The organism is Xanthobacter dioxanivorans (assembly GCF_016807805.1).
GTDB classification, from domain to species: domain Bacteria; phylum Pseudomonadota; class Alphaproteobacteria; order Rhizobiales; family Xanthobacteraceae; genus Xanthobacter; species Xanthobacter dioxanivorans.
Window position 1 is genome coordinate 1,854,603 of record NZ_CP063362.1, and the last position, 19,946, is coordinate 1,874,548.

General features: G+C 71.9%; 17 protein-coding genes, 1 pseudogene and 1 riboswitch. Of the genes and pseudogenes, 10 read left to right on the forward strand and 8 right to left on the reverse strand.

Annotated elements, in window-relative coordinates; genetic code table 11:
- Positions 1-131 precede the first annotated feature (131 nt).
- A complete protein-coding gene (locus tag EZH22_RS08785; protein WP_231711389.1) occupies positions 132-611 on the reverse strand; it encodes an NUDIX domain-containing protein in 480 nt (159 codons plus the stop codon).
- A 69-nt stretch (positions 612-680) separates the two neighbouring features.
- Positions 681-1,289 (reverse strand): glutathione S-transferase family protein, encoded by a 609-nt coding sequence (locus EZH22_RS08790; protein WP_203195274.1) that lies wholly within the window; start codon positions 1,287-1,289, stop codon positions 681-683.
- Between the two features lie 120 nt (positions 1,290-1,409).
- Positions 1,410-1,509: riboswitch (TPP riboswitch) on the forward strand.
- Here EZH22_RS08790 and thiO point away from each other — a divergent pair.
- From thiO to EZH22_RS08815, 5 genes are all read left to right on the forward strand, one after another.
- A complete protein-coding gene (gene thiO / locus EZH22_RS08795; RefSeq protein WP_203195275.1) occupies positions 1,498-2,700 on the forward strand; it encodes a glycine oxidase ThiO in 1,203 nt (400 codons plus the stop codon). Its footprint overlaps the riboswitch before it by 12 nt.
- A gap of 5 nt (positions 2,701-2,705) precedes the next feature.
- The gene (thiS, locus tag EZH22_RS08800) at positions 2,706-2,945 is read left to right on the forward strand and encodes a sulfur carrier protein ThiS (protein ID WP_231711390.1); all 240 of its coding nucleotides are present in this window, start codon (positions 2,706-2,708) and stop codon (positions 2,943-2,945) included.
- Positions 2,946-3,031: 86 nt separating this feature from the next.
- Positions 3,032-3,811 (forward strand): thiazole synthase, encoded by a 780-nt coding sequence (thiG, locus tag EZH22_RS08805; protein ID WP_203195276.1) that lies wholly within the window; start codon positions 3,032-3,034, stop codon positions 3,809-3,811.
- An 8-nt stretch (positions 3,812-3,819) separates the two neighbouring features.
- Entirely contained in the window at positions 3,820-4,458 is a 639-nt protein-coding gene (locus EZH22_RS08810) for a thiamine phosphate synthase (protein ID WP_231711391.1), read from the forward strand.
- An 85-nt stretch (positions 4,459-4,543) separates the two neighbouring features.
- Entirely contained in the window at positions 4,544-6,913 is a 2,370-nt protein-coding gene (locus EZH22_RS08815; protein ID WP_203195277.1) for a Tex family protein, read from the forward strand.
- Positions 6,914-6,942: 29 nt separating this feature from the next.
- Here the strand turns inward: EZH22_RS08815 and EZH22_RS08820 are convergent, their stop codons facing one another.
- Complete coding sequence (locus EZH22_RS08820; RefSeq protein WP_231711392.1) at positions 6,943-7,482, reverse strand: L,D-transpeptidase family protein; 540 nt, start codon at positions 7,480-7,482, stop codon at positions 6,943-6,945.
- A gap of 128 nt (positions 7,483-7,610) precedes the next feature.
- Here EZH22_RS08820 and EZH22_RS08825 point away from each other — a divergent pair, with 128 nt between their 5' ends.
- Both EZH22_RS08825 and EZH22_RS08830 read left to right on the forward strand, forming a co-directional pair.
- A complete protein-coding gene (locus EZH22_RS08825) occupies positions 7,611-8,297 on the forward strand; it encodes a response regulator transcription factor (protein WP_203195279.1) in 687 nt (228 codons plus the stop codon).
- Positions 8,298-8,406: 109 nt separating this feature from the next.
- Positions 8,407-8,886 (forward strand): Crp/Fnr family transcriptional regulator, encoded by a 480-nt coding sequence (locus EZH22_RS08830; RefSeq protein WP_203195280.1) that lies wholly within the window; start codon positions 8,407-8,409, stop codon positions 8,884-8,886.
- Between the two features lie 457 nt (positions 8,887-9,343).
- Here the strand turns inward: EZH22_RS08830 and chrA are convergent.
- Both chrA and EZH22_RS08840 read right to left on the reverse strand, forming a co-directional pair.
- Positions 9,344-10,573 (reverse strand): annotated as a pseudogene (chrA, locus tag EZH22_RS08835) (chromate efflux transporter); the annotation flags it as partial.
- 182 nt (positions 10,574-10,755) lie between these two features.
- Positions 10,756-12,102, reverse strand: a complete 1,347-nt coding sequence (locus tag EZH22_RS08840; RefSeq protein ID WP_203195282.1) for a dicarboxylate/amino acid:cation symporter — start codon at positions 12,100-12,102, stop codon at positions 10,756-10,758.
- Positions 12,103-12,382: 280 nt separating this feature from the next.
- On the opposite strand from EZH22_RS08840, the gene EZH22_RS08845 reads away from it, so the two are divergent.
- Together EZH22_RS08845 and EZH22_RS08850 are read left to right on the forward strand one after the other, a co-directional pair.
- On the forward strand, positions 12,383-14,224 hold the full coding sequence (locus tag EZH22_RS08845) for a sensor histidine kinase (protein ID WP_231711393.1): 1,842 nt from the start codon (positions 12,383-12,385) through the stop codon (positions 14,222-14,224).
- On the forward strand, positions 14,221-15,570 hold the full coding sequence (locus EZH22_RS08850; RefSeq protein WP_203195283.1) for a sigma-54-dependent transcriptional regulator: 1,350 nt from the start codon (positions 14,221-14,223) through the stop codon (positions 15,568-15,570). The genes EZH22_RS08845 and EZH22_RS08850 overlap by 4 nt, the downstream gene beginning before the upstream one ends.
- 17 nt (positions 15,571-15,587) lie before the next feature.
- On the opposite strand, the gene edd is transcribed toward EZH22_RS08850, so the two are convergent.
- From edd to arsC, 3 genes are all read right to left on the reverse strand, one after another.
- A complete protein-coding gene (gene edd / locus EZH22_RS08855) occupies positions 15,588-17,441 on the reverse strand; it encodes a phosphogluconate dehydratase (protein WP_203195284.1) in 1,854 nt (617 codons plus the stop codon).
- A gap of 162 nt (positions 17,442-17,603) precedes the next feature.
- On the reverse strand, positions 17,604-18,308 hold the full coding sequence (locus tag EZH22_RS08860; RefSeq protein WP_203195285.1) for a glutathione S-transferase N-terminal domain-containing protein: 705 nt from the start codon (positions 18,306-18,308) through the stop codon (positions 17,604-17,606).
- A gap of 243 nt (positions 18,309-18,551) precedes the next feature.
- On the reverse strand, positions 18,552-18,929 hold the full coding sequence (arsC, locus tag EZH22_RS08865) for an arsenate reductase (glutaredoxin) (protein WP_203195286.1): 378 nt from the start codon (positions 18,927-18,929) through the stop codon (positions 18,552-18,554).
- A 162-nt stretch (positions 18,930-19,091) separates the two neighbouring features.
- Here arsC and EZH22_RS08870 point away from each other — a divergent pair, with 162 nt between their 5' ends.
- On the forward strand, positions 19,092-19,703 hold the full coding sequence (locus EZH22_RS08870; protein WP_203195287.1) for a GntR family transcriptional regulator: 612 nt from the start codon (positions 19,092-19,094) through the stop codon (positions 19,701-19,703).
- Positions 19,704-19,946 lie beyond the last annotated feature (243 nt).

Below are 19,946 nucleotides of genomic sequence, written 5' to 3' on the forward strand. Positions count from 1 at the left end.
TCTGCGCGCCGGCGTTCGGGGCCGGGCGGATCGCGGGACTTAAGCGGGCCGGGGGCCGGTTGGCAAGGCGCGATGGCGGGCGCCATCGCCCGTCGCGGTGCCGCCGCGCGTGGTGCCCTGCGCGGGCGGCCCTACCAGGTGCCGGCGGGCGGCAGGCCGTTCCGCCATTCGTCGAGGCGCCGCCGCGTCGCCGGCGAGACGTCCTCGGGCAGGGCGTCGTAGGCGAAGAAGTCGGCGGCGACGATCTCCAGGTTCCGCTCCGGGCGCGGCCCGGCGAGAATCTGCCCGGCGCGGAACAGGGCCACATGGTCCCGGCCGCCGACCCGCGGGTTGAAGAAGAGGCCGGCGAGGGCGAGGTCGCCCGCCACGTCGACGTTGGCTTCCTCCTGGAGCTCGCGGCGGGCCGCCGCCTCGGCGGTCTCGCCGATGTCCACGCCGCCGCCGGGGAAATGCCAGCCCGCCACGTAGGTGTGGCGGACCAGCAGGAGGCGCCCGTCGGTGTCGTGGGCCATGACGCGCACGCCGAGCGTCATGCCGTGGCGCACCCGGCGCACGACGTTCATGAGGGATTGCAGGTTCAGGAAGGACCGCATGGCGCGAGCATAGTGCATGCCCGCCCCGGTGCGCGCGCGGAGAATTTTCGCGTTCCGGCGAATCCGGCCCCGCCGAACTCCGCCCGGTCAGGCCGGCGCGCGCGCCGCCTCCAGCTCCTCCGCCCGGCGGAAGGCGGGGCGGGAGGTGCAGCGCTGCACATAGGCGGCGACGGCCGGGGTCGGCGTGATGACCTTGAGCAGGTGGATGCCGTACCACAGGTCGGTGCCCAGCATCACGTCCGCCGCGCTGAAGCGGTCGCCGAGCAGATAGGGGCCGGGATCGACCGCCTTCTCCACCACCTCCATGACGAGGTCGAAGCTGCCCCAGCCGGCGGTCGCCTTGGGCAGGGTGATGCCCATCATCTTCTGCAGGAAGCCCGGCTCCATGCAGGCGACGGAGAAGAACAGCCATTGCAGGTAGCGTGCCCGGAGCGGGTCACCCACCGCCGGGGCGAGGCCCGCCTGCGGCGCCCGCTCCGCCACATAGGCGCAGATGGCTCCGCCCTCGCAGATGCGGGCGTCGCCATCCGCCAGCGCCGGCACCTTGCCCATGGGGTTGATGGCCCGATAGGCGGGATCGTCCTGGGCGCCGCCGCGGATGTCGACATGGACCAGCTCGTAGGGAAGGCCCGCCTCCTCCAGCAGCCAGAGGATGCGGAACGCGCGCGAGTTCGGTGCCCAATAAAGCTTCAGCATGGGGTCCTCCGGTCCCGTTTGATCGGAACATAAAGAGAACAGATATGTGAGTCCAGCGCCCGGAGCGCATCCGGTCCGGCGATTGCGGCCTTGCGGTTCGGTCCGCGGCATGGATAATATCCGCACGGCCTGGGGTGCCGTGCATCATGCGCGGCTGAGATCACACCCATCGAACCTGTCTGGGTCATACCAGCGTAGGGAGATGCCGATGAGCGAGAGCTTGTCGACCTTTACATCATCCGCCCCCATGTCATCCGCGTCCTCTTCGGCCGGCACGGCGCGTCCGCGCGTCGCCATCGTCGGCGGCGGCGTGATCGGGCTGGCGCTGGCGTGGAAGCTGGCCCGCGCCGACTGCGCCGTGGACCTGTTCGAGGCCGGCGCCACCGGCCAGGGGGCGAGCCGGGCCGCCGCCGGCATGCTCGCCGCCTGCGCCGAGGCGGAGCCGGGGGAGGAAGGGCTCCTCGCCCTCAACCGGGAGAGCCAGACCCTGTGGCCGCGCTTCGCCGCCGAGCTGGAGGCGGAGTCGGGCTTCCCGGTGGACCTGCGCACCGAAGGCACCCTCACCATCGCGCTCACCGCCGACGACCTCGCGCGGCTCAGGCACCTCTACACCTTCCAGACCTCCCTCGGCCTGCCGGTGGAATGGCTGAGCGCCACCGAGGTGCGGCGGCGCGAGCCCTATCTGTCGCCCAAGCTCGCCGGCGGCATCTTCACGCCGGCCGATCACCAGGTGGACAACCGCAAGGTGGCCGCCGCCCTGAAGGTCGCGGCCCAGCGCACCGGCGCGCGGCTCCACGAGCGCACGCCGGTGGCCAAGGTGGAGACGGCGGGCGGCCGGGTGAGCGGGGTGGTCGCGGCCGGGTCGCTGCACGCGGCCGACGTGGTGATCCTCGCCGCCGGCGCCTGGAGCCGCGGCGTGCCGGCGGCGCCGGCCACGCCGCTGCCGGTGCGGCCCATCAAGGGCCAGATGCTGTCGCTGCGCATGGATACGGTGGCGCCCATCCTCAACCACGTCTTGTGGGCGCCCAACGCCTATCTGGTGCCGCGCCGGGACGGGCGCCTCATCATCGGCGCCACCACCGAAGAGAAGGGCTTCGACGCCAGCCTCACCGCTGGCGGCCAGCTGGCGCTGCTCACCAATGCCTGGCGCGCGCTGCCGACGCTGGAAGAATTGCCCATCGCCGAGCAGTGGGTCGGCTTCCGGCCCGGCAGCCGGGACGATGCGCCCATCCTCGGGCCGAGCCCGGAGGTGGAGGGCCTGGTCTACGCCACCGGCCACCATCGCAACGGCATCCTGCTGTTGCCGGTGACCACGGCGGTGATCTCCGACTTCGTGCTCGACGGCCGCATGGCGCCGGTGGCGGCGGCCTTCGGCGTCGACCGGTTCCTGCCGCGCGCGGCGGCGGAGTGAGCGCCATGGCCGCGTCCTCCGCCTCGCGCACCCCCGTGCCGCTGGCCCTCAGGGTGAACGGCGCCGCCGAGGACCATCTTGTGGCCAGCGTCGCCGACCTGCTGGTGGCCAAGGGCCTTGACCCGGAGCGCAAGGGCATCGCGGTGGCGGTGAACGGCGCCGTTGTGCCGCGCCGCGCCTGGGCGGGGACGCCGCTCTCTTGCGGCGACACGGTGGAGATCATCGAGGCCAAACAGGGCGGCTGACGCCCCGCGAGAACCAAGAGGGCGCCGCGACGGCGCCGGGAAGAAACCGCCATGAGGCGCCCCGACGGGTGCCGGGAAGACACAACATGAGCGCATTTGCCGACCCCCTCGTCATCGCCGGGCGCGCGTTCCAGTCGCGCCTCTTTCTGGGCACCGCGGGCTATCCCAACCAGAAAGTGTTCCTCGACGCGCTGGCGGCGTCGGGGGCCGAGATGGCCACCGCCTCCATCCGCCGCATCAGCCTCGCCGGCTATGAGGAGAGCCTCACCGACCTGCTCCTCGGCCGGGTCCACATCCTGCCCAATACCGCCGGCTGCCAGACCGCCAAGGATGCCGTGCTCACCGCCGAGCTCGCCCGCGAGGCGCTGGAGACCGACTGGGTCAAGCTCGAGGTCATCGGCGACCGCGAACTGCTCTATCCCAACGTGGAGGAACTGCTGAAGGCCACCGAGGAGCTGGTCTCGCGCGGCTTCGTGGTGCTGCCCTACTGCAACGACGATCCGGTCACCTGCCAGAAGCTGGCGGACCTGGGCGCCGCCACCGTGATGCCGCTGGGCTCCATGATCGGCTCGGGGCTGGGCATCGCCAACCCGCACATGATCGAGCTCATCTGCGCCCGCTCGCCCGTGCCGGTGGTGCTGGACGCCGGCATCGGCACCGCCTCCGACGCGGCGCTGGCCATGGAGCTGGGCTGTTCGGCGGTGCTGCTCAACACGGCGGTGTCGAAGGCGCACGATCCGGTGCGCATGGCCACCGCCTTCCGCCATGCGGTGGACGCCGGCCGCCTCGCCCGCCTGTCCGGCCGCATCCCGCGCAAGCTGCATGCGGAGGCCTCCAGCCCGGAATTCGGGCTGGTGGGGAGCTGAGCCCCGGCGTGCTGCCCGCCCCGCCGCTGCTGCTCATCACCGACCGCAGCCAGGTGCGCGGCGGTTCTCGCGGCGATCTGGCGGACGTGGTGGCGCAGGCCTGCGCCGGCGGCTGCCGCTGGATCAGCCTGCGCGAGAAGGACCTTTCCCCCGCCGCGCAGGTCGCCCTGTTCGCGCGCCTGAGGACGGCGACGCGCCCCTTTGGCGCCCGCCTCACCCTGCATGGCGCGCCGGAGCTGGCCCGCGCCGCCGGGGCGGACGGCGTGCACCTGCCGGGCGGCGGCGATCCGGCGGCGGCGCGGGCGCTGCTCGGCGCCGGGGCGCTCGTGGGGCTGTCGGTCCACACGTCTGAAGAGGCGCGGGCGGCCGATCCGGCCCTGCTCGACTACATCACCGTGAGCCCGGTCTTCCTCACCGCGTCGAAGCCCGGCTACGGGCCGGCGCTGGGAGGGGAGGGGCTCGCCGCCGTCGTCGCCGCCGCGCCGGTCCCGGTCATCGCCCTCGCGGGGATCACCGCCGCGACGGCGGGCCTGTGCCGCAAAGCCGGGGCGGCGGGCATCGCGGTCATGGGCGATGTCATGCGGGCGCAGGAACCGGCGGCGACGGTCCGGACCCTGGCGCAGGCGTTTGCCGCCGAAACCGACTGACCTTTCCCCCCGTCGCCGGATGCCCCATCGTGACAGCGCCCGATTGCTCGGCTATGGCCGTGCCCCCGAATCCGAAGGAGGACCCATGGCCGCCGCACCGCAGGGACCGAGCGAACTGATCGCCCGCATCATCGCCGCCGAGATCGGCGCCCGCCCGGCGCAGGTGACCGCGGCCGTCGCCCTCATCGACGAAGGCGCCACGGTCCCCTTCATCGCCCGCTACCGCAAGGAAGTGACGGACGGCCTCGACGACACCCAGCTGCGGACGCTGGAAGAGCGCCTCTCCTATCTGCGCGAGCTGGAGGCCCGGCGCGCCGCCGTGCTGTCCTCCATCGAGGGGCAGGGCAAGCTCACCGACGAACTGAGCGGCAAGATCGCCGCCGCCACCACCAAGGCGGAGCTGGAGGACCTCTACCTCCCCTACAAGCCCAAGCGCCGCACCAAGGCGGAGATCGCCCGCGAGAAGGGGCTCGGGCCCCTTGCGGAGGCGATCCTGGCGGATCGCAGTGTCGCACCCGCCGAGCGCGCGAGCGCCTTCCTCACCGAGCAGGTGCCGGACATCAAGGCGGCCCTCGACGGCGCCCGCGACATCCTGGTGGAGACCTTCGCCGAGAATGCCGACCTCGTCGGCCGGCTGCGCACGCACCTGAAGGCCAATGCCGTGCTCAAGGCCAGGATGGCCGAGGGCAAGGAGGAGGCCGGCGCCAAGTTCCGCGACTATTTCGACCATTCGGAAAAGTGGGCCACCGCCCCCAGCCACCGCGTGCTCGCCATGCTGCGCGGGCGCAACGAGGAGATGCTGACCCTCGACCTCGTGGTGGACGAGGACGCCACCACCCCGGTGAAGCCGGCCGAGCGCATCGTCGCCGAGGCCTACGCGATCCCGCTCGCCAATGGCGCGCCGGCGGACGGCTTCCTGCTGGAGGTGGCCCGCTGGGCGTGGCGGGTGAAGCTCTCGCTCCACCTCACCGTGGAGCTGATGGGCGAGATGCGCGAGCGCGCCGAGGAGGAGGCCATCCGCGTCTTCGCCCGCAACCTCAAGGACCTGCTGCTGGCGGCGCCGGCCGGTTCGCGCGCCACCATGGGGCTCGACCCCGGCATCCGCACCGGGGTGAAGGTGGCGGTGGTGGACGGCACCGGCAAGCTCATCGCCACCTCCACCGTCTATCCGTTCCAGCCGCGCAACGACGTGCAGGGCGCGAGCGCGGAGCTCGCCAGCCTCATCCGCCGGCACAATGTGGAGCTGATCGCCATCGGCAACGGCACCGCGAGCCGGGAGACCGACAAGCTGGTGGCGGATCTCCTCGGCCTGCTGCCGCCGCCCGAGCCGCCGCGCAAATTGCCCATCAAGGTGGTGGTGAGCGAGGCCGGCGCCTCGGTCTATTCCGCCTCGGCCACCGCCGCCGCCGAGATGCCGGACATCGACGTGTCGCTCCGCGGCGCCGTCTCCATCGCCCGCCGGCTCCAGGATCCCCTGGCCGAGCTGGTGAAGATCGAGCCGAAGGCCATCGGCGTCGGCCAGTACCAGCACGACGTGGATCAGGCCCGGCTCGCCAAGGCCCTCGACGCGGTGGTGGAGGATGCGGTGAACGCGGTGGGCGTGGACCTCAACATGGCCTCCGCCTCCCTCCTCGCCCGGGTGTCCGGCCTCGGCACCTCCCTGGCGGAGGCCATCGTCGCCCATCGCAACACGGTGGGGCCGTTCAAGACCCGCAAGGAATTGCTGAAGGTCTCCCGCCTCGGCCCGCGCACCTTCGAGCTCGCCGCCGGCTTCCTGCGCATCCCCGAGGGCGCCGAGCCGCTCGATGCCTCGGCGGTGCATCCGGAGGCCTATGATCTGGCCAAGAAGATCGTCGCCGCCTGCGGCCGCGACGTGCGCGCCCTCATGGGCGACACCGCCGCGCTGAAGGCGCTGGACCCGCGCGCCTTCGTGGACGCGCGCTTCGGCCTGCCCACCGTGCGCGACATCCTCACCGAGCTGGAGAAGCCGGGCCGCGACCCGCGCCCGCAGTTCAAGACCGCCACCTTCGCCGAGGGCGTTCACGAGATGAGCGACCTGAAGCCCGGCATGGTGCTGGAGGGCACGGTGACCAACGTCGCCGCCTTCGGCGCCTTCGTGGACATCGGCGTCCACCAGGACGGGCTGGTCCACGTCTCGGCGCTGGCCGACCGCTTCGTGAAGGACCCGCACGAGGTGGTGAAGGCCGGCGACGTGGTGAAGGTGCGCGTGGTCGAGGTGGACGTGAAGAGGAAGCGCATTGCCCTCTCCATGCGCAAGGACGACGCCGGCGCCCGCCCTTCCGGGGGCCGGCCGCAGGAGGCGCGCAACGACGGGCCGCGCAACGAGGGACGGGCGAACGAGGCCCGCCGCGCCCCGCCGCCGGCCCGGGAGAAGCCGGGGCAGGGCGCGTTCGGCGCGGCGCTGGCCGAGGCGCTCAAGCGCAAGGGGCCGTAGGCGGATCGGTGGTGGTGCGGTCGGCGGCCTCAGCCGTGCTCCACCACCAGCCGGGCGCCGGGCCTGAGGCGGGCAAGGAGGCGGACGAGGTCCGCGCGCCGCAGCGCCACGCACCCCGCCGTGGGCGCAAAGCCCGGGCGCGCCAGGTGCACGAACACCGCCGAGCCGCGCCCGGCCACGCGCGGCCGGGTGTTGTGGTCCAATACCAGCACCAGATCGTAGACGTCATCGTCGCGCCACATGCGCTCGTGGGACACCGGCCGGGTGCCGCCGAGGGGCAGCCGGACCGCCCGGTTGTAGCGGCGGTCCGAGGGCTCGTCGCACCAGCCGTCGCCTTTCCGCAGCGGCGCCGCGGGAAGGCGCGTCACCGGGCGCTGTCCGTGGTCCGGCCGGTAGAGCAACCGACGGATCCGCCACGTTCCGGCGGGGGTGCGCCCGTCCCCCTCGCGCTTGTCGAAGCCCGTTCCGGCCCGGCCGATGGCGACCGGCAAGGCCAGGGCGCCGGCGCGCAGAAGACCGAGATGCGCCGCGCCGGGGCGGCGGCGGACGGTGATTTTCGAGATGCCCACAGGATATCGCGCCCTCATGACGTATTAAAATACCGGCAAATATCCGCCCACGGATGGAAATTTGCGCACAGCCATGGGCATGCTCTACTTGCGCGATTCGCGCGCCCGCAAGGGCGCAGGAGGAATTGATGGCCAATGCGTGGAAGATCCTGGTAGTCGAAGACGACCCGGAGCTGCGCGATGCGCTGATCGAGCAGCTCGCGCTCCAGGATGAATTCGAGCCCGTCGCCGCCGAGACCGCCACCGCCGCCCTCGAGACGGCGAAGAACGGCGCGATCGACATCGTCATCATGGACGTGGGCCTGCCGGACATGGACGGGCGCGACGCCGTGCGGCAGATGCGCCGCGCCGGCTTCAAGGCGCCCATCCTCATGCTGACCGGCCACGACACGGACAGCGATACCATCATGGGCCTCGAGGCGGGAGCCAACGACTATATCGCCAAGCCCTTCCGCTTCGCCGTGCTGCTGGCCCGGCTGCGGGCCCAGATGCGTTCGCACGAGGCGAGCGAGGACGCGGTGTTCGCCATCGGCCCCTATTCCTTCCGGCCCGGCGCCAAGCTGCTGCTCACCGAGCGCGGCTCCAAGATCCGCCTCACCGAGAAGGAGACGGCGATCCTGCGCTATCTCTACCGGGCGGGAAAAACCCCGGTGCCGCGCGAGACGCTGCTGCAGGAGGTCTGGGGTTACAATTCCGGCGTAACCACGCATACTCTGGAAACCCACATCTATCGCCTGCGCCAGAAGATCGAGCCCGACCCCTCCAATCCCACTCTGCTCGCAACCCAGGCCGGAGGCTACAAGCTGGTGCCCTGACCGCGCGGTCGGCCGACCCCCGACGGCCGCTGGCGCTTAACCCGATCTTTCCCTTCCGCACGTCACCATCAAGACTCAACATCTCCGTCGCAGCAAGGAAACGCCGTCCGTGAGCATCGAGAAGGACATTGCGCTGCTTCGAGCGGTCGCCACCTTCGACGTGCTCAGTTCCGAGGCCCTGCGCATCCTCGCCATCAGCGCCGAGGAGCGGACGCTGGCCGACGGGGAGGGCCTGTTCCGTGCCGGCGAGGTCGCCGACTGCGCCTATGTGGTGGTCTCGGGCCGCATCCGGCTGGTGGACGAGCGCAAGGCCGATGCGCCGCGCATGCTCAAGGAGGTGGGGCCGGGCACCCTCTTGGGCGAGACCGCCCTGCTGGTGGCCACGCCGCGCCCGGTCACCGCCGTTGCGTCGGGCTCCACGGTGGTGGTGCGCATCGCCCGCTCCACCTTCGTGCGCATGCTGGAAAGCTATCCCGAAGCCGCCACCAAGCTCCGGCGCAGCATCGCCAAGCGCCTCGACGAGACCATCCGCGCCCTCGACAGCGTGCGGGTGAAGCTCGAGGACCAGCGCCAGCGCCGCCGCCGCTGATTCCCCCCGTCCCGCCCGGAGCGTCCCGAGCCATGCGCATCCTGCGGGCCCTCCGGATCATCGCGGTGTTCGCCGTGCTCGGCCCCCTGTCCGGGCTGGCGCAGCTCTATGTGCTCGCCGCGACGACGTCGTCCGGGCCGCCGCTCGGGCGGCCGGGCAGCGACCTGTGGTGGTGGGCGGTGACGCTGATCCTCTCGGTCGCGCTGGTTCCCGCCCTTGCCGCCGGCATCCTGTCGGGCGTGCTGACGGCGGCCGGCCAGCCGCGGTGGCGGGTCTGGCTGCTGACGCTGCTGGCGGGCGTTCTGGTGAGCCTCGTCTTCGGCTTCGCCATCTCCGGCAATGTCAGGGCGCCGCTGCTCATGGCGGCCGTCGGCGTCGTCAGCGTGGTGGTCTGCCAGGGGGTCGTGGACATGGCCGGCGCGCTGCGGCGCCGCTGACGGCGGGCCTCATCCCCCGCCAGCAGCGGTCCCGCCGCCGCGAGGGCGACCACCACCGCCAGCGGCGGCACGCGCCAGACGGTGAGCAGCAGGAAGCCGGCCAGCGCCGCCGCGAAGTCGCGCGGGCCGAGGACGGCGCTGGTGAAGACCGGGCTGTAGAGCGCCGCGCCGAGCAGGCCGACCACGGCGGCGTTGGCGCCGCGCATGGCGGCCTGCGCCGCCGGCCGGTGCCGCAGCGCCCCCCAGAAGGGCAGCATCCCGGTGACCAGAAGCAGGCCGGGCAGGAACACCGCCACCAGGGCGATGGCGGCGCCGGCCACGCCGTTCGGCGCCGGCTGCACCAGCGCCCCCAGATAGGCGGCGAAGGTGAAGAGCGGCCCGGGCACCGCCTGGGCGAGGCCGTAGCCGGCGAGGAACTGCCCGTTGGTGATCCAGCCCGGCGCCACCACCTCGGCCTGGAGCAGCGGCAGCACCACGTGGCCGCCGCCGAACACCAGGGCGCCGGAACGGTAGAAGGCGTCGAACAGCGCCAGGGCCTGGAAATCGCCGGCACCGGCGACCAGCGGCGGAATGACGAGCAGCCCCGCGAACAAGGCGAGCAGCGCCAGCCCCGTGCGGCGCGACAGGGGCACCGGCGCCCCGCGGGCCCCGTACGGGTCGTCGTGCCCGGTCCCGGAGCGCGCGCGGCAGAGGGCGAGCCCGGCCATGGCACCCAGCGCGATGGCGGCGACCTGCCCGAGGGTGCCGCCGGTGAAGGTGACCAGGGCCAAAGCGGCGAGGGCGATGGCGGTGCGCGGCCCATCCGGGGTGAGCGTGCGGGACATGCCCCACACCGCCTGCGCCACCACCGCCACCGCCACCAGCTTGAGCCCGTGCAGCACGCCCGCCACCCCCGGCCCGTCGAGGGCGGCGGCGCCGAGGGCGCAGACCGTGAGGAAGAGGGCCGAGGGCAGGGTGAAGCCGGCCCAGGCGGCGAGGCCGCCGAGCAGCGATCCGGACCTCAGGATGCCCAGGGCGAAGCCGAGCTGGCTGGAGGCGGGGCCGGGGAGGAACTGGCACAGGGCGACGAGATCGGCGAAGCCCTTGTCGTCGATCCACCGGCGCCGCAGCACCAGGGCGTCGCGGAAGTAGCCGATATGGGCGACGGGGCCGCCGAAGGAGGTGAGGCCGAGCCTGAGGAAGGCGAGGAACACCTCGCCGGACGAGCCGGTGGCCGTGCCCTGCGCCTGCGCCGTTCCCCGCTCGTCCATGGTCGCCCCCGGCCTGCCCCGCCACCTTCGATGTCATCGCGCGGGGGGCGCGGTCAAGGGTGGCCAGGGTCCGCCGTGAAACCGGCGCCCGCAGGAAAAGGCCACGGCCCCTTGCGGGATGCCGTGGCCCCTTTGCCGCATGTGCGGATGCCCGGCCGGATCCCGCCCGACCCGGCTTTGCCTTACTCGGCGGCGATGGCCGGCGTCGCCGGGGTGGAGTCGAGTTCGTCCTCCAGCGAGTAGTGCTCGCCATTGAGGACGCGGGCGAGCTGGGCCTTGTCGAGCTCGCCCTCCCAGCGGGCCACCACGATGGTGGCCACCGCGTTGCCGATGAAGTTGGTGATGGCCCGGCACTCGGACATGAAACGGTCGATGCCGAGGATGAGGGCAAGCCCCGCCACCGGCACGCTCGGCACCACGGAGAGCGTCGCGGCCAGGGTGATGAAGCCCGCCCCGGTGATGCCCGCCGCGCCCTTGGAGGACAGCATGGCCACCAGCAGCAGCAGGATCTGCTCTTCCAGCGACAGGTGGATGCCCGTCGCCTGGGCGATGAACAGCGCCGCCAGCGTCATGTAGATGTTGGTGCCGTCGAGGTTGAACGAGTAGCCGGTGGGGATCACGAGGCCCACCACCGACTTGCCGCAGCCGGCCTTCTCCATCTTCAGCATCAGGCCCGGCAGTGCCGCCTCGGAGGACGAGGTGCCAAGCACGAGGAGGAGTTCCTCCCGGATGTACTTCAGCAGCTTCCAGAGCGAGAAGCCGTTGTAGCGCGCCACAAGCCCGAGGACGACAAAGATGAACAGGCCGGCGGTGAGGTAGAAAGTGAAGATCAGGAAGGCGAGGTTCTTGACCGAGCCGATACCGTACTTGCCGATGGTGAAAGCCATGGCGCCGAATGCGCCGATGGGTGCCACCTTCATCACGATCGCCACCAGCCGGAACATGGCGGCGGAGAGCGAGTTGAACAGCGTCAGCACCGGCTGGCCGAGATCGCCGACGCCGCCGAGCGCGATGCCGAACAGCACCGAGAAGAACAGCACCTGGAGGATGTCGCCGGAGGCGTGCGCCGCCACGGGCGTCGCCGGGATGATGTCCATCAGGAAGCCGATGATGGAGGAATCATGGGCCTTGGCGGCATAGGTCGCCACCGCCTTGGGATCGAGGCTGGCGGGATCGATGTTGAGGCCCGCGCCGGGCTGCACCACGTTGGCCACGACGAGGCCGATGATGAGGGCAAGCGTGGAGAAGGTGAGGAAGTAGATCATGGCCTTGCCGGCCACCCGCCCGACCTTGCCCAGGTCGCGCATGCCGGCGATGCCGGTCACCACGGTGAGGAAGATGACCGGGGCGATGACCATCTTCACCAGCTTGATGAAGGCGTCGCCCAGCGGCTTCATGCTGGCGCCGACATCCGGATAGAAGTGGCCGAGCAGGCAGCCCGCGGCGATGGCCACGAGCACCTGGAAATAGAGGTGATGATAGAACTTGCGCGGGCGCACGGGCGCTGCGACGGGAAGGGCGTGGGCCATGAGACGGGCTCCTCCGCCGGAACCGTGGTGCCTCTTGCGATGGGCACTTCGGGCGCCGGATGCTTCGTTGTGGGGTCGGCGCGGGCGCGCCGCAGACGCCCCTTCTTGCGCAAGCCGCATGCCAGTCCCGCGCCGCGCGCGCATCTTTGTTAAGCGCTTGTCAGGCTTTCAGAAAATTGAGGCGGCTCAGGATGGGGCTCGACAGGTCGTGCGGATGGCTGCACAGTCGCCCTGAAGCGCGTGCGGAAATCCGCACAAGAAGAAGCGGAGAGGCTGCGCGGTGGACGCGGCGGAGGGTGGAAGCAGCACAGTTCACGGCCGGCGGCGGCTGCTGGTCGCCGCCGGGGTGGTGGCGGGCATGCTCGCCGTCATGCTCGGCCTCGACCGCATCGCCGATTTTGCCGCGCGCCGCTGGGCCCTCGCCCAGGTGGAGGCGGGCGCGCGCACGGCCGCGGCGCTCAGGGTGGCGGTGCTGCGCAGCGAGATCGAGAAGCAGCGCTCCCTGCCGTTCGCCCTGGCGCAGGATCCCGACGTGCGCCGGGCGCTGGCGAGCCAGGACGCCGGGTTGTTCCTCGCCCTCGACCAGCGGTTCGAGGCCCTGGTCGCGCGGGTGCGCGCGGGGGTGATCTATCTCATCGACACCGGCGGGCACACGGTGGCGGCGAGCAATTTCAACACCCCGGAGAGCTTCCTCAACAGCGACTACGGCTTCCGCCCGTATTTCCGCATCGCCCTGGCGGAGGGGCGGGCGGAGCATTTCGCCTTCGGCACCGTCAGCCGCAAGCCGGGCCTCTACCTCGCCCAGAGGGTGGAGGACGCGGCCGGCGAGCCCCTGGGCGTGCTGGTGCTGAAAGCCGAGTTCGACACCCTTGAGGAGGAATGGCGGCACTTCTCCGAGCCCACCTTCGTCACCGACGCGCGCCACATCGTGCTCATCGCCAGCGAGCCGGCCTTCCGCTTCCGCACCACCGTTCCCCTCGACGCGGGGGAGCGCAAGGTGATTCGCGAAAGCCTGCAGTTCGGCGATGCGCCCCTCGATCTCATCGACCTCAGCCCGGTGCCGGGGGATCCCGGGCTGAAGCGGGTGCGCCTGCCGGGGCGCTCCAAGCGGGAGGATTTCCTCGAGGCGTCCATGCCGGTGCCCACCACCGACTGGACCCTGTCCGTGCTCGCCCCCACCGCCGCCACCACCGCCCTCGCCGCCACGGCGGCCCGGGCCTCGGCGGCGCTGCTCGGCGTGGTGGGGCTGGGCTCGGCGGGCCTGTGGCGCACCCGCCGCCGACGCCGGGCGCGGGCGGAGGCGCGGCAGGCCGAGGCGCGGCGCGAGCTGGAGGAGCGCGTCGCCGTGCGCACCGCCGAGCTCAGCGCCGCCAACGCCCAGCTGCGCACCGAGATGGAGGAGCGCCGCCGCGCCCGCCTCGCCATCGACGCCTTGCAGGACGAGCTGGTGCAGGCGAACAAGCTCGCCGTGCTCGGCCAGATCGCGGCGGGCGTCGCCCATGAGGTGAACCAGCCGGTGGCCGCCATCCGCACCTTCGCGGAGAATTCCCGCGCCTTCCTCGATCGCGGCGATGCGGGATCGGCGGCGCGGAACCTGGACACCATCGCCGCCCTCACCGAGCGCATCGGCGCCATCACCGGCGAATTGCGCGCCTTTGCCCGCAAGTCGGCGGCGCAGCTTGAGCCGGTGCGGATCGGCGCGGTGGTGGACGGCGCCCTCCTGCTGCTGCGCTACCGCCTGCTGCAGAACGACATCGCCCTCGCGGTCGTCCTCGATGCCCCGGACGCGAGGGTGACCGGCGACCGGGTGCGGCTGGAGCAGGTGTTCGTCAACCTCGTCCAGAACGCCGCCGAGGCCCTCGCCGGCCGCCCCGGCGCGACCATCCGCATCACCTCCGAAACCCGCGCCGACACGGTCGTGGTGACCGTCGCCGACAATGGGCCGGGCCTGTCGCCGCAGGTTCTGGGGGCGCTGTTCCTGCCCTTCACCACCACCAAGCCGCAGGGGCTGGGGCTCGGCCTCGTCATCTCCAAGGACATCATCGCCGAATGCGGCGGCTCGCTGGCGGTGGAGAGCCGGGCCGGGGCCGTCTTCACCATAACCCTTCCGAGAGCCTCATGAGCGATGTCGCCTTCATCGACGACGACGATGCGCTGCGCGCCGCCAACGTGCAGGCGCTGATGCTGGCCGGCCTTTCGGCCACCGGCTTCGCCTCCGCCGTCGACGCGCTGGACCAGCTCGACGCGGACTTCCCCGGCGTCGTCGTCACCGACGTGCGCATGCCGCGCATCGACGGGCTGGAGCTGTTCCGGCGGCTGAAGCGCGTCGATCCCGACCTGCCGGTGATCCTGGTCACCGGCCACGGCGACATCGCCATGGCGGTGGATGCCATGCGCGAGGGCGCCTACGACTTCCTGGCCAAGCCCTATGCCTCGGAACGGCTGATCACCAGCGTGCGCCACGCCCTCGACCGGCGCCGCCTGGTGCTGGAGAACCGGGAGCTGAAGCGCTCGGTGGAGGCGGCGAGCGAGGACATGCCGCTGCTCGGCTCCACCCCGGTGATGGCGCGCATGCGGCAGATGCTGCGCCAGATCGCCGAGGCCGACGTGGACGTGCTGGTGGAGGGGGAGACCGGTTCCGGCAAGGAGGTGGTGGCCAACGCGCTGCACCGCTGGAGCCGGCGCGCCAACCGTCCGTTCGTGGCGGTCAATTGCGGCGCCCTGCCGGAAACCGTGATCGAAAGCGAATTGTTCGGCTATGAGGCCGGCGCCTTCACCGGGGCGCTGAAGAAGCGCATCGGGCGCATCGAGCACGCCCATGGCGGCACCCTCTTCCTCGACGAGATCGAGGCCATGTCGCCGGCGTTGCAGGTGAAGCTGCTGCGGGTGCTGGAGGCGCGCGAGGTCCAGCCGCTCGGCACCAACGAGACGCGGCGGGTGGACATCCGGGTGGTGGCCGCCTCCAAGGTGGACCTGCCGGCTTTGGTGCGGCAGGGCCGCTTTCGCGAGGACCTTTATTACCGCCTCCACGTGGCGGCGGTGCGCATCCCGCCCTTGCGCGAGCGGCGGGCGGACGTGCCGCTTTTGTTCGGCCATTTCCTCGCCCGCGCCGCCGAGCGCTTCAACCGGGTGCCGCCGGAGCTGGACGCGAGCGTGCGCCGGCATCTCGGCGCGCACGACTGGCCCGGCAACGTGCGCGAGCTGGTGCACTATGCCGAGCGGGTGGCGCTGGGGCTGGTGGAGCCCCTGCCGGCCTTGGCGCAGGACGCCTCCTTGGGCGAAGGCACCCTTCCCGAGCGGGTGGACCGCTTCGAGGCGGCGGAGATCCGCGCCGCGCTGGAGGCGAACCAGGGCGACGTGCAGGCGGCGGTGGCCGCCCTCGGCATCCCCCGCAAGACCTTCTACGACAAGCTGCGCCGCCACGGCATCGACCAAGCGGCATACCGGCCGGGGAAGGCGCGCGGCTGAGCGGCGGCGGGCCGAACCTATTCCGCCGCCTCGGTGAAGACGGGCGCGGCGAAGATGGTGGCGCCCTTGTCCGCGGTGCCGACGGCGGCGCGGAACGGGGCGAACAGTTCGCGGCCGACGCCCACGTGGGAGGAACTGAGATCCGCGCTCGCCGCGGGGCGCGCCGCCCATTCGCCGGGCGGGACCAGCACCTCGATCCGGCCTTCCACCGCATCGACCCGCACCAGGTCGCCGTCGCGGATCCGCGCGATGGCGCCGCCCTCCACCGCCTCCGGCGTCACATGGATGGCGGACGGCACCTTGCCCGAGGCGCCCGACATGCGCCCGTCGGTGACGAGGGCGACCTTCTGCCCGCGGTCCTGGAGCACGCCGAGGGGCGGCATCAGCTTGTGCAGCTCCGGCATGCCGTTGGCCTTCGGTCCCTGGAAGCGCACCACGGCGACGAAATCGCCGGTCAGCGTCCCCGCCTTGAAGGCGGCCTGGAGCTCATCCTGCGAATGGAACACCCGGGCGGGCGCCTCGATGACGTGCCGCTCGGGGGCGACCGCCGAGGTCTTGATGACCGCGCGGCCGAGATTGCCGTCGAGCACCTTCAGCCCGCCGGTGGTCTGGAAGGGGGCGCTGACGCCGCGCAGCACCTTGTCGTCGCCGGTGGCGGCCGGTCCCTCCCGCCAGCCGAGGCTCTCGCCGTCCAGCACCGGCTCGCGCGCATAGGCCTCCAGCCCCTGGCCGAGCACGGTCTCCACGTCGGCATGGAGCAGGCCGGCGCCCAGGAGCTCGCGGATGACGAAGGCCATGCCGCCCGCCGCGTGGAAATGGTTCACGTCCGCCGCGCCGTTGGGATAGACGCGGGCGAGCAGCGGCGTCACCTCGGCCAGCGCCGAGAAATCGTCCCAGGTCAGAAAGATGCCTCCCGCCGCCGCCATGGCCACGAGGTGGAGCGTGTGGTTGGTGGAGCCGCCGGTGGCGTGCAGCCCGACGATGCCGTTCACGAACGCCTTTTCGTCCAGCATGCGGCCGACGGGGGTATAGGCATTGCCCAGCGCGGTGATGGCCAGAGCCCGTTCCACCGCGGCCTTGGTCAGGGCGTCGCGCAGGGGCGTGTCGGGGGTGACGAAGGAGGCGCCCGGCAGGTGCAGGCCCATGATCTCCATGAGCATCTGGTTGGTGTTGGCGGTGCCGTAGAAGGTGCAGGTTCCCGGCCCGTGATAGGATTTCGCCTCCGCCTCCAGCAGCGCGTCGCGGCCCAGCTTCCCCTCGGCGAAGAGCTGGCGGATCTTCGACTTCTCGGTGTTCGGCAGGCCGCTGGTCATGGGGCCGGAGGGAATGAACACCGCCGGCAGGTGGCCGAACGCCAGCGCCCCGATGACGAGGCCGGGCACGATCTTGTCGCAGATGCCGAGGAACACCGCCGCGTCGAAGGTCTGGTGGGAGAGGGCGACGGCGGTGGCGAGGGCGATCACCTCGCGGGAGAACAGCGAAAGCTCCATGCCCGCCTCGCCCTGGGTGATGCCGTCGCACATGGCGGGCACGCCGCCGGCCATCTGCGCCGTGCCGCCGGCCGCGTGCGCGGCCTCGCGGATCAGGCCGGGATAGCGCTCGTAGGGCTGGTGCGCGGAGAGCATGTCGTTATAGGCGCTGACGATGCCGAGATTGGGCGTCGCGCCCGCCCGCAGCAGCGCCTTGTCCGCCGGGCCGCAGGCGGCAAATCCGTGGGCCTGGTTGGCGCAGCCGAGCCGCGTGCGCTCCGGCCTGTGGGCGGCCGCGGCCTCGATCCGCTCCAGATAGCGCGCGCGGCCGGCGCGGCTGCGCTCGACGATCCCTCGCGTCACTTCCGCCACGCGGGCATTCAAGGCGGGCTGGGCGGCCATGGCGGTCTCCTGTGCTGGCGGTTGGGCGGGCGTGCGGCGCGGCCGCCGAAGGCCGATCCTGACGCGCCGGTGGCGCGGAACAAGCCCCATCCCGGCAAGACTTGCATGCCGGTGCGGGGACAATGGGGCGGGCGCCGCGCCCACCCCATGGCCGAGGGCGCGTCAGGGCCGGGCCGGGATCTCCAGCCCGCGCTGCACCGCCGGCCGGGCGAGGCCGCGTTCCAGCCACGCCGGCACGTGCGTCAGGCTCGCATAGTCGACGAGCTCGCCGGCGCCGTAGAAGCCGATGAGGTTGCGCACCCATCCGAGAAGGGAAATGTCGGCGATGGTGTAGTCGTTCCCCATCATCCAGTCGCGGCCGTCGAGCCGGCCTTCGAGCACGCCGAGCAGGCGCCGGGTCTCGGCGCGGTAGCGCTCCAGCGGCCGCTTGTCCTCGATCTCGCGCCCGGCGAACTTGTGGAAGAAGCCGAGCTGCCCGAACATGGGCCCCACCGACGCCATCTGGAAGAAGACCCATTGCAGGGTCTCGTAGCGGCGTGCCGGATCCTGCGGCAGGAACTGCCCGGTCTTCTCCGCCAGATAGACGAGGATGGCACCGGATTCGAACAGGCCGAACGGCTGCCCGCCCGGTCCGTCGGGATCGACGATGGCGGGGATCTTGCCGTTGGGGTTGAGGGACAGGAATTCGGGGGTCCAGGTCTCGTTCTGCCCGATATTGATGGTGTGCGGCTCGTAGGGCAGCCCCACCTCCTCCAGCATGATCGAGACCTTCACCCCGTTGGGCGTCGGCAGCGAATAGAGCTGGAGCCGCTCCGGATGCTGCGCCGGCCAGCGCCGGGTGATGGGGAAGGCGGAGAGATCGGGCATGGGTGGTTCCTCAGGTGTCGAGGCGGGGCGGCAAGGCCGACCCTCGATCCGAATGCGAGGTCTGCGAGAGCCGCCGCGGGCGCGGCGGCGGAGACGGTGTTGAGATAGGGTGCGCCAGGGCGCAGCGGAACCGCCGGGGGCAAAGATTTTGCACCGCCTCCATGGCGTGGCTTTGCCGGCGGGAGGCATCGGCCGCGATGGCGCGGGGCCGGGCGAAACGCTCAGGACGAAACGGGCCGGTGCCTATGCCCCCGCCGCCTCGGGCAGGATCTCCAGCAGGATGTCCTTCGGCCGGCACAGGCGCACGCCCTTCGGCGTGAAGACGAACGGCCGGTTGATGAGGACGGGGTGTTCGGCCATGGCGTCGAGGAGCGCGTCGTCGGACACGGCGGGGCCGCCGAGGCCGAGCGCCTCGAACGGCTCGTTCTTGTCGCGGATGGCGCCGCGCGCGGTGAGGCCGGCTTTCTTCACCGCCGCCGCGATCTCCGTCCGCGACGGCGGCGTCTTCAGGTAGAGCACCACTTCGGGCTCGATGCCCGCCGCGCGGATCATGGCCAGCACGTTGCGCGAGGTGCCGCAGGCGGGATTGTGCCAGATGGTGACCTTCTGCCGGCTGCTCATGCGCCTCCCCCGGGGCTGTCCTGTCGCGGCGCAGCTTCGCCGAAAGGGCCGGGACGGCGCAAGCCGGTCGTCAGCCGTCCGCCTCGGGTCAGGACGAGGCGGCTCGCAGGAGAGCCGGAGCGGCGCTCGACACGGCCTTTGATTCAAATTATCTATAAAATCATGCGGCAAGAGCCTGAAGAGACCGTGACGGCGCGGATCACGCGCATCCTGGCGGAGCGGATCGTCGCCGGCGCGCTGGCGCCGGGCGAGAAGCTGCGGCAGGACCATATCGCCGAGGAGTTCGGCGCCAGCCATGTGCCGGTGCGCGAGGCGTTCCGCCGGCTGGAGGCGCAGGGCCTCGCCGTGAGCGAGCCGCGGCGCGGGGTGAGGGTGGCGGGCTTCGACAAGGCGGAGATCCGCGAAGTGGTGGAGATGCGCGCGGCGCTGGAAACCCTCGCCTTGCGCCATGCGGTGCCGCATCTGACCCCGGCTTTGCTGGAGACGGCCGCCACCGCCGCCGATGCCGGCGACGCGAGCGTGGACATGCGCGCCTGGGAGGAGGCGAACCGCCGCTTCCACCGGCTGATCCTGTCGCCCTGCGGCATGCCCCGCCTCATGGCCACCATCGACGACCTGCACGCGGCGAGCGCCCGCCACCTCTTCGCCACCAGCGCGGCGACCTTCGTGCCGCGGGTGGACCGGGAGCATCGGGCCATCCTCGCCGCCCTGCGCAAGGGCGACGTGGAAACCGCCGCCGCCACCCTCGCCCGCCACGTGCGGCGGATCGGCTGAGCGACCGGCGCCGCCGGGACGCGTGGAGCGTTCACCTCCGGCATCGGCCAGGATTGCCGTCCCCTGCCGCTGGAAAAGGGCGGGCGGAGACGCCGGGGCGGGGTCACGCCCGGCTGTGGCGGCTGGCAGGGGAGCCCGGAATTCTGACGTTCCGGCAAAGACGTTCAGACAGCCCGCGCCGACGGCGAAGCCTGTCCGCATCCAGTCCATTCCGGGCGGGAGGGTGGCCTGTCGCCGCATGGG

Bases quoted from the DNA above. Each gene is read 5' to 3' on its own strand.
- EZH22_RS08825 (WP_203195279.1), top strand. From the start codon at position 7,611: ATGGCCAATGCGTGGAAGATCCTGGTAGTCGAAGACGACCCGGAGCTG.
- thiO (WP_203195275.1), top strand. From the start codon at position 1,498: ATGAGCGAGAGCTTGTCGACCTTTACATCATCCGCCCCCATGTCATCC.
- EZH22_RS08815 (WP_203195277.1), top strand. From the start codon at position 4,544: ATGGCCGCCGCACCGCAGGGACCGAGCGAACTGATCGCCCGCATCATC.
- edd (WP_203195284.1), bottom strand. From the start codon at position 17,441: ATGGCCGCCCAGCCCGCCTTGAATGCCCGCGTGGCGGAAGTGACGCGA.
- EZH22_RS08840 (WP_203195282.1), bottom strand. From the start codon at position 12,102: ATGGCCCACGCCCTTCCCGTCGCAGCGCCCGTGCGCCCGCGCAAGTTC.
- EZH22_RS08860 (WP_203195285.1), bottom strand. From the start codon at position 18,308: ATGCCCGATCTCTCCGCCTTCCCCATCACCCGGCGCTGGCCGGCGCAG.
- EZH22_RS08850 (WP_203195283.1), top strand. From the start codon at position 14,221: ATGAGCGATGTCGCCTTCATCGACGACGACGATGCGCTGCGCGCCGCC.
- thiG (WP_203195276.1), top strand. From the start codon at position 3,032: ATGAGCGCATTTGCCGACCCCCTCGTCATCGCCGGGCGCGCGTTCCAG.
- EZH22_RS08785 (WP_231711389.1), bottom strand. From the start codon at position 611: ATGCACTATGCTCGCGCCATGCGGTCCTTCCTGAACCTGCAATCCCTC.
- EZH22_RS08870 (WP_203195287.1), top strand. From the start codon at position 19,092: ATGCGGCAAGAGCCTGAAGAGACCGTGACGGCGCGGATCACGCGCATC.
- thiS (WP_231711390.1), top strand. From the start codon at position 2,706: ATGGCCGCGTCCTCCGCCTCGCGCACCCCCGTGCCGCTGGCCCTCAGG.
- arsC (WP_203195286.1), bottom strand. From the start codon at position 18,929: ATGAGCAGCCGGCAGAAGGTCACCATCTGGCACAATCCCGCCTGCGGC.
- EZH22_RS08790 (WP_203195274.1), bottom strand. From the start codon at position 1,289: ATGCTGAAGCTTTATTGGGCACCGAACTCGCGCGCGTTCCGCATCCTC.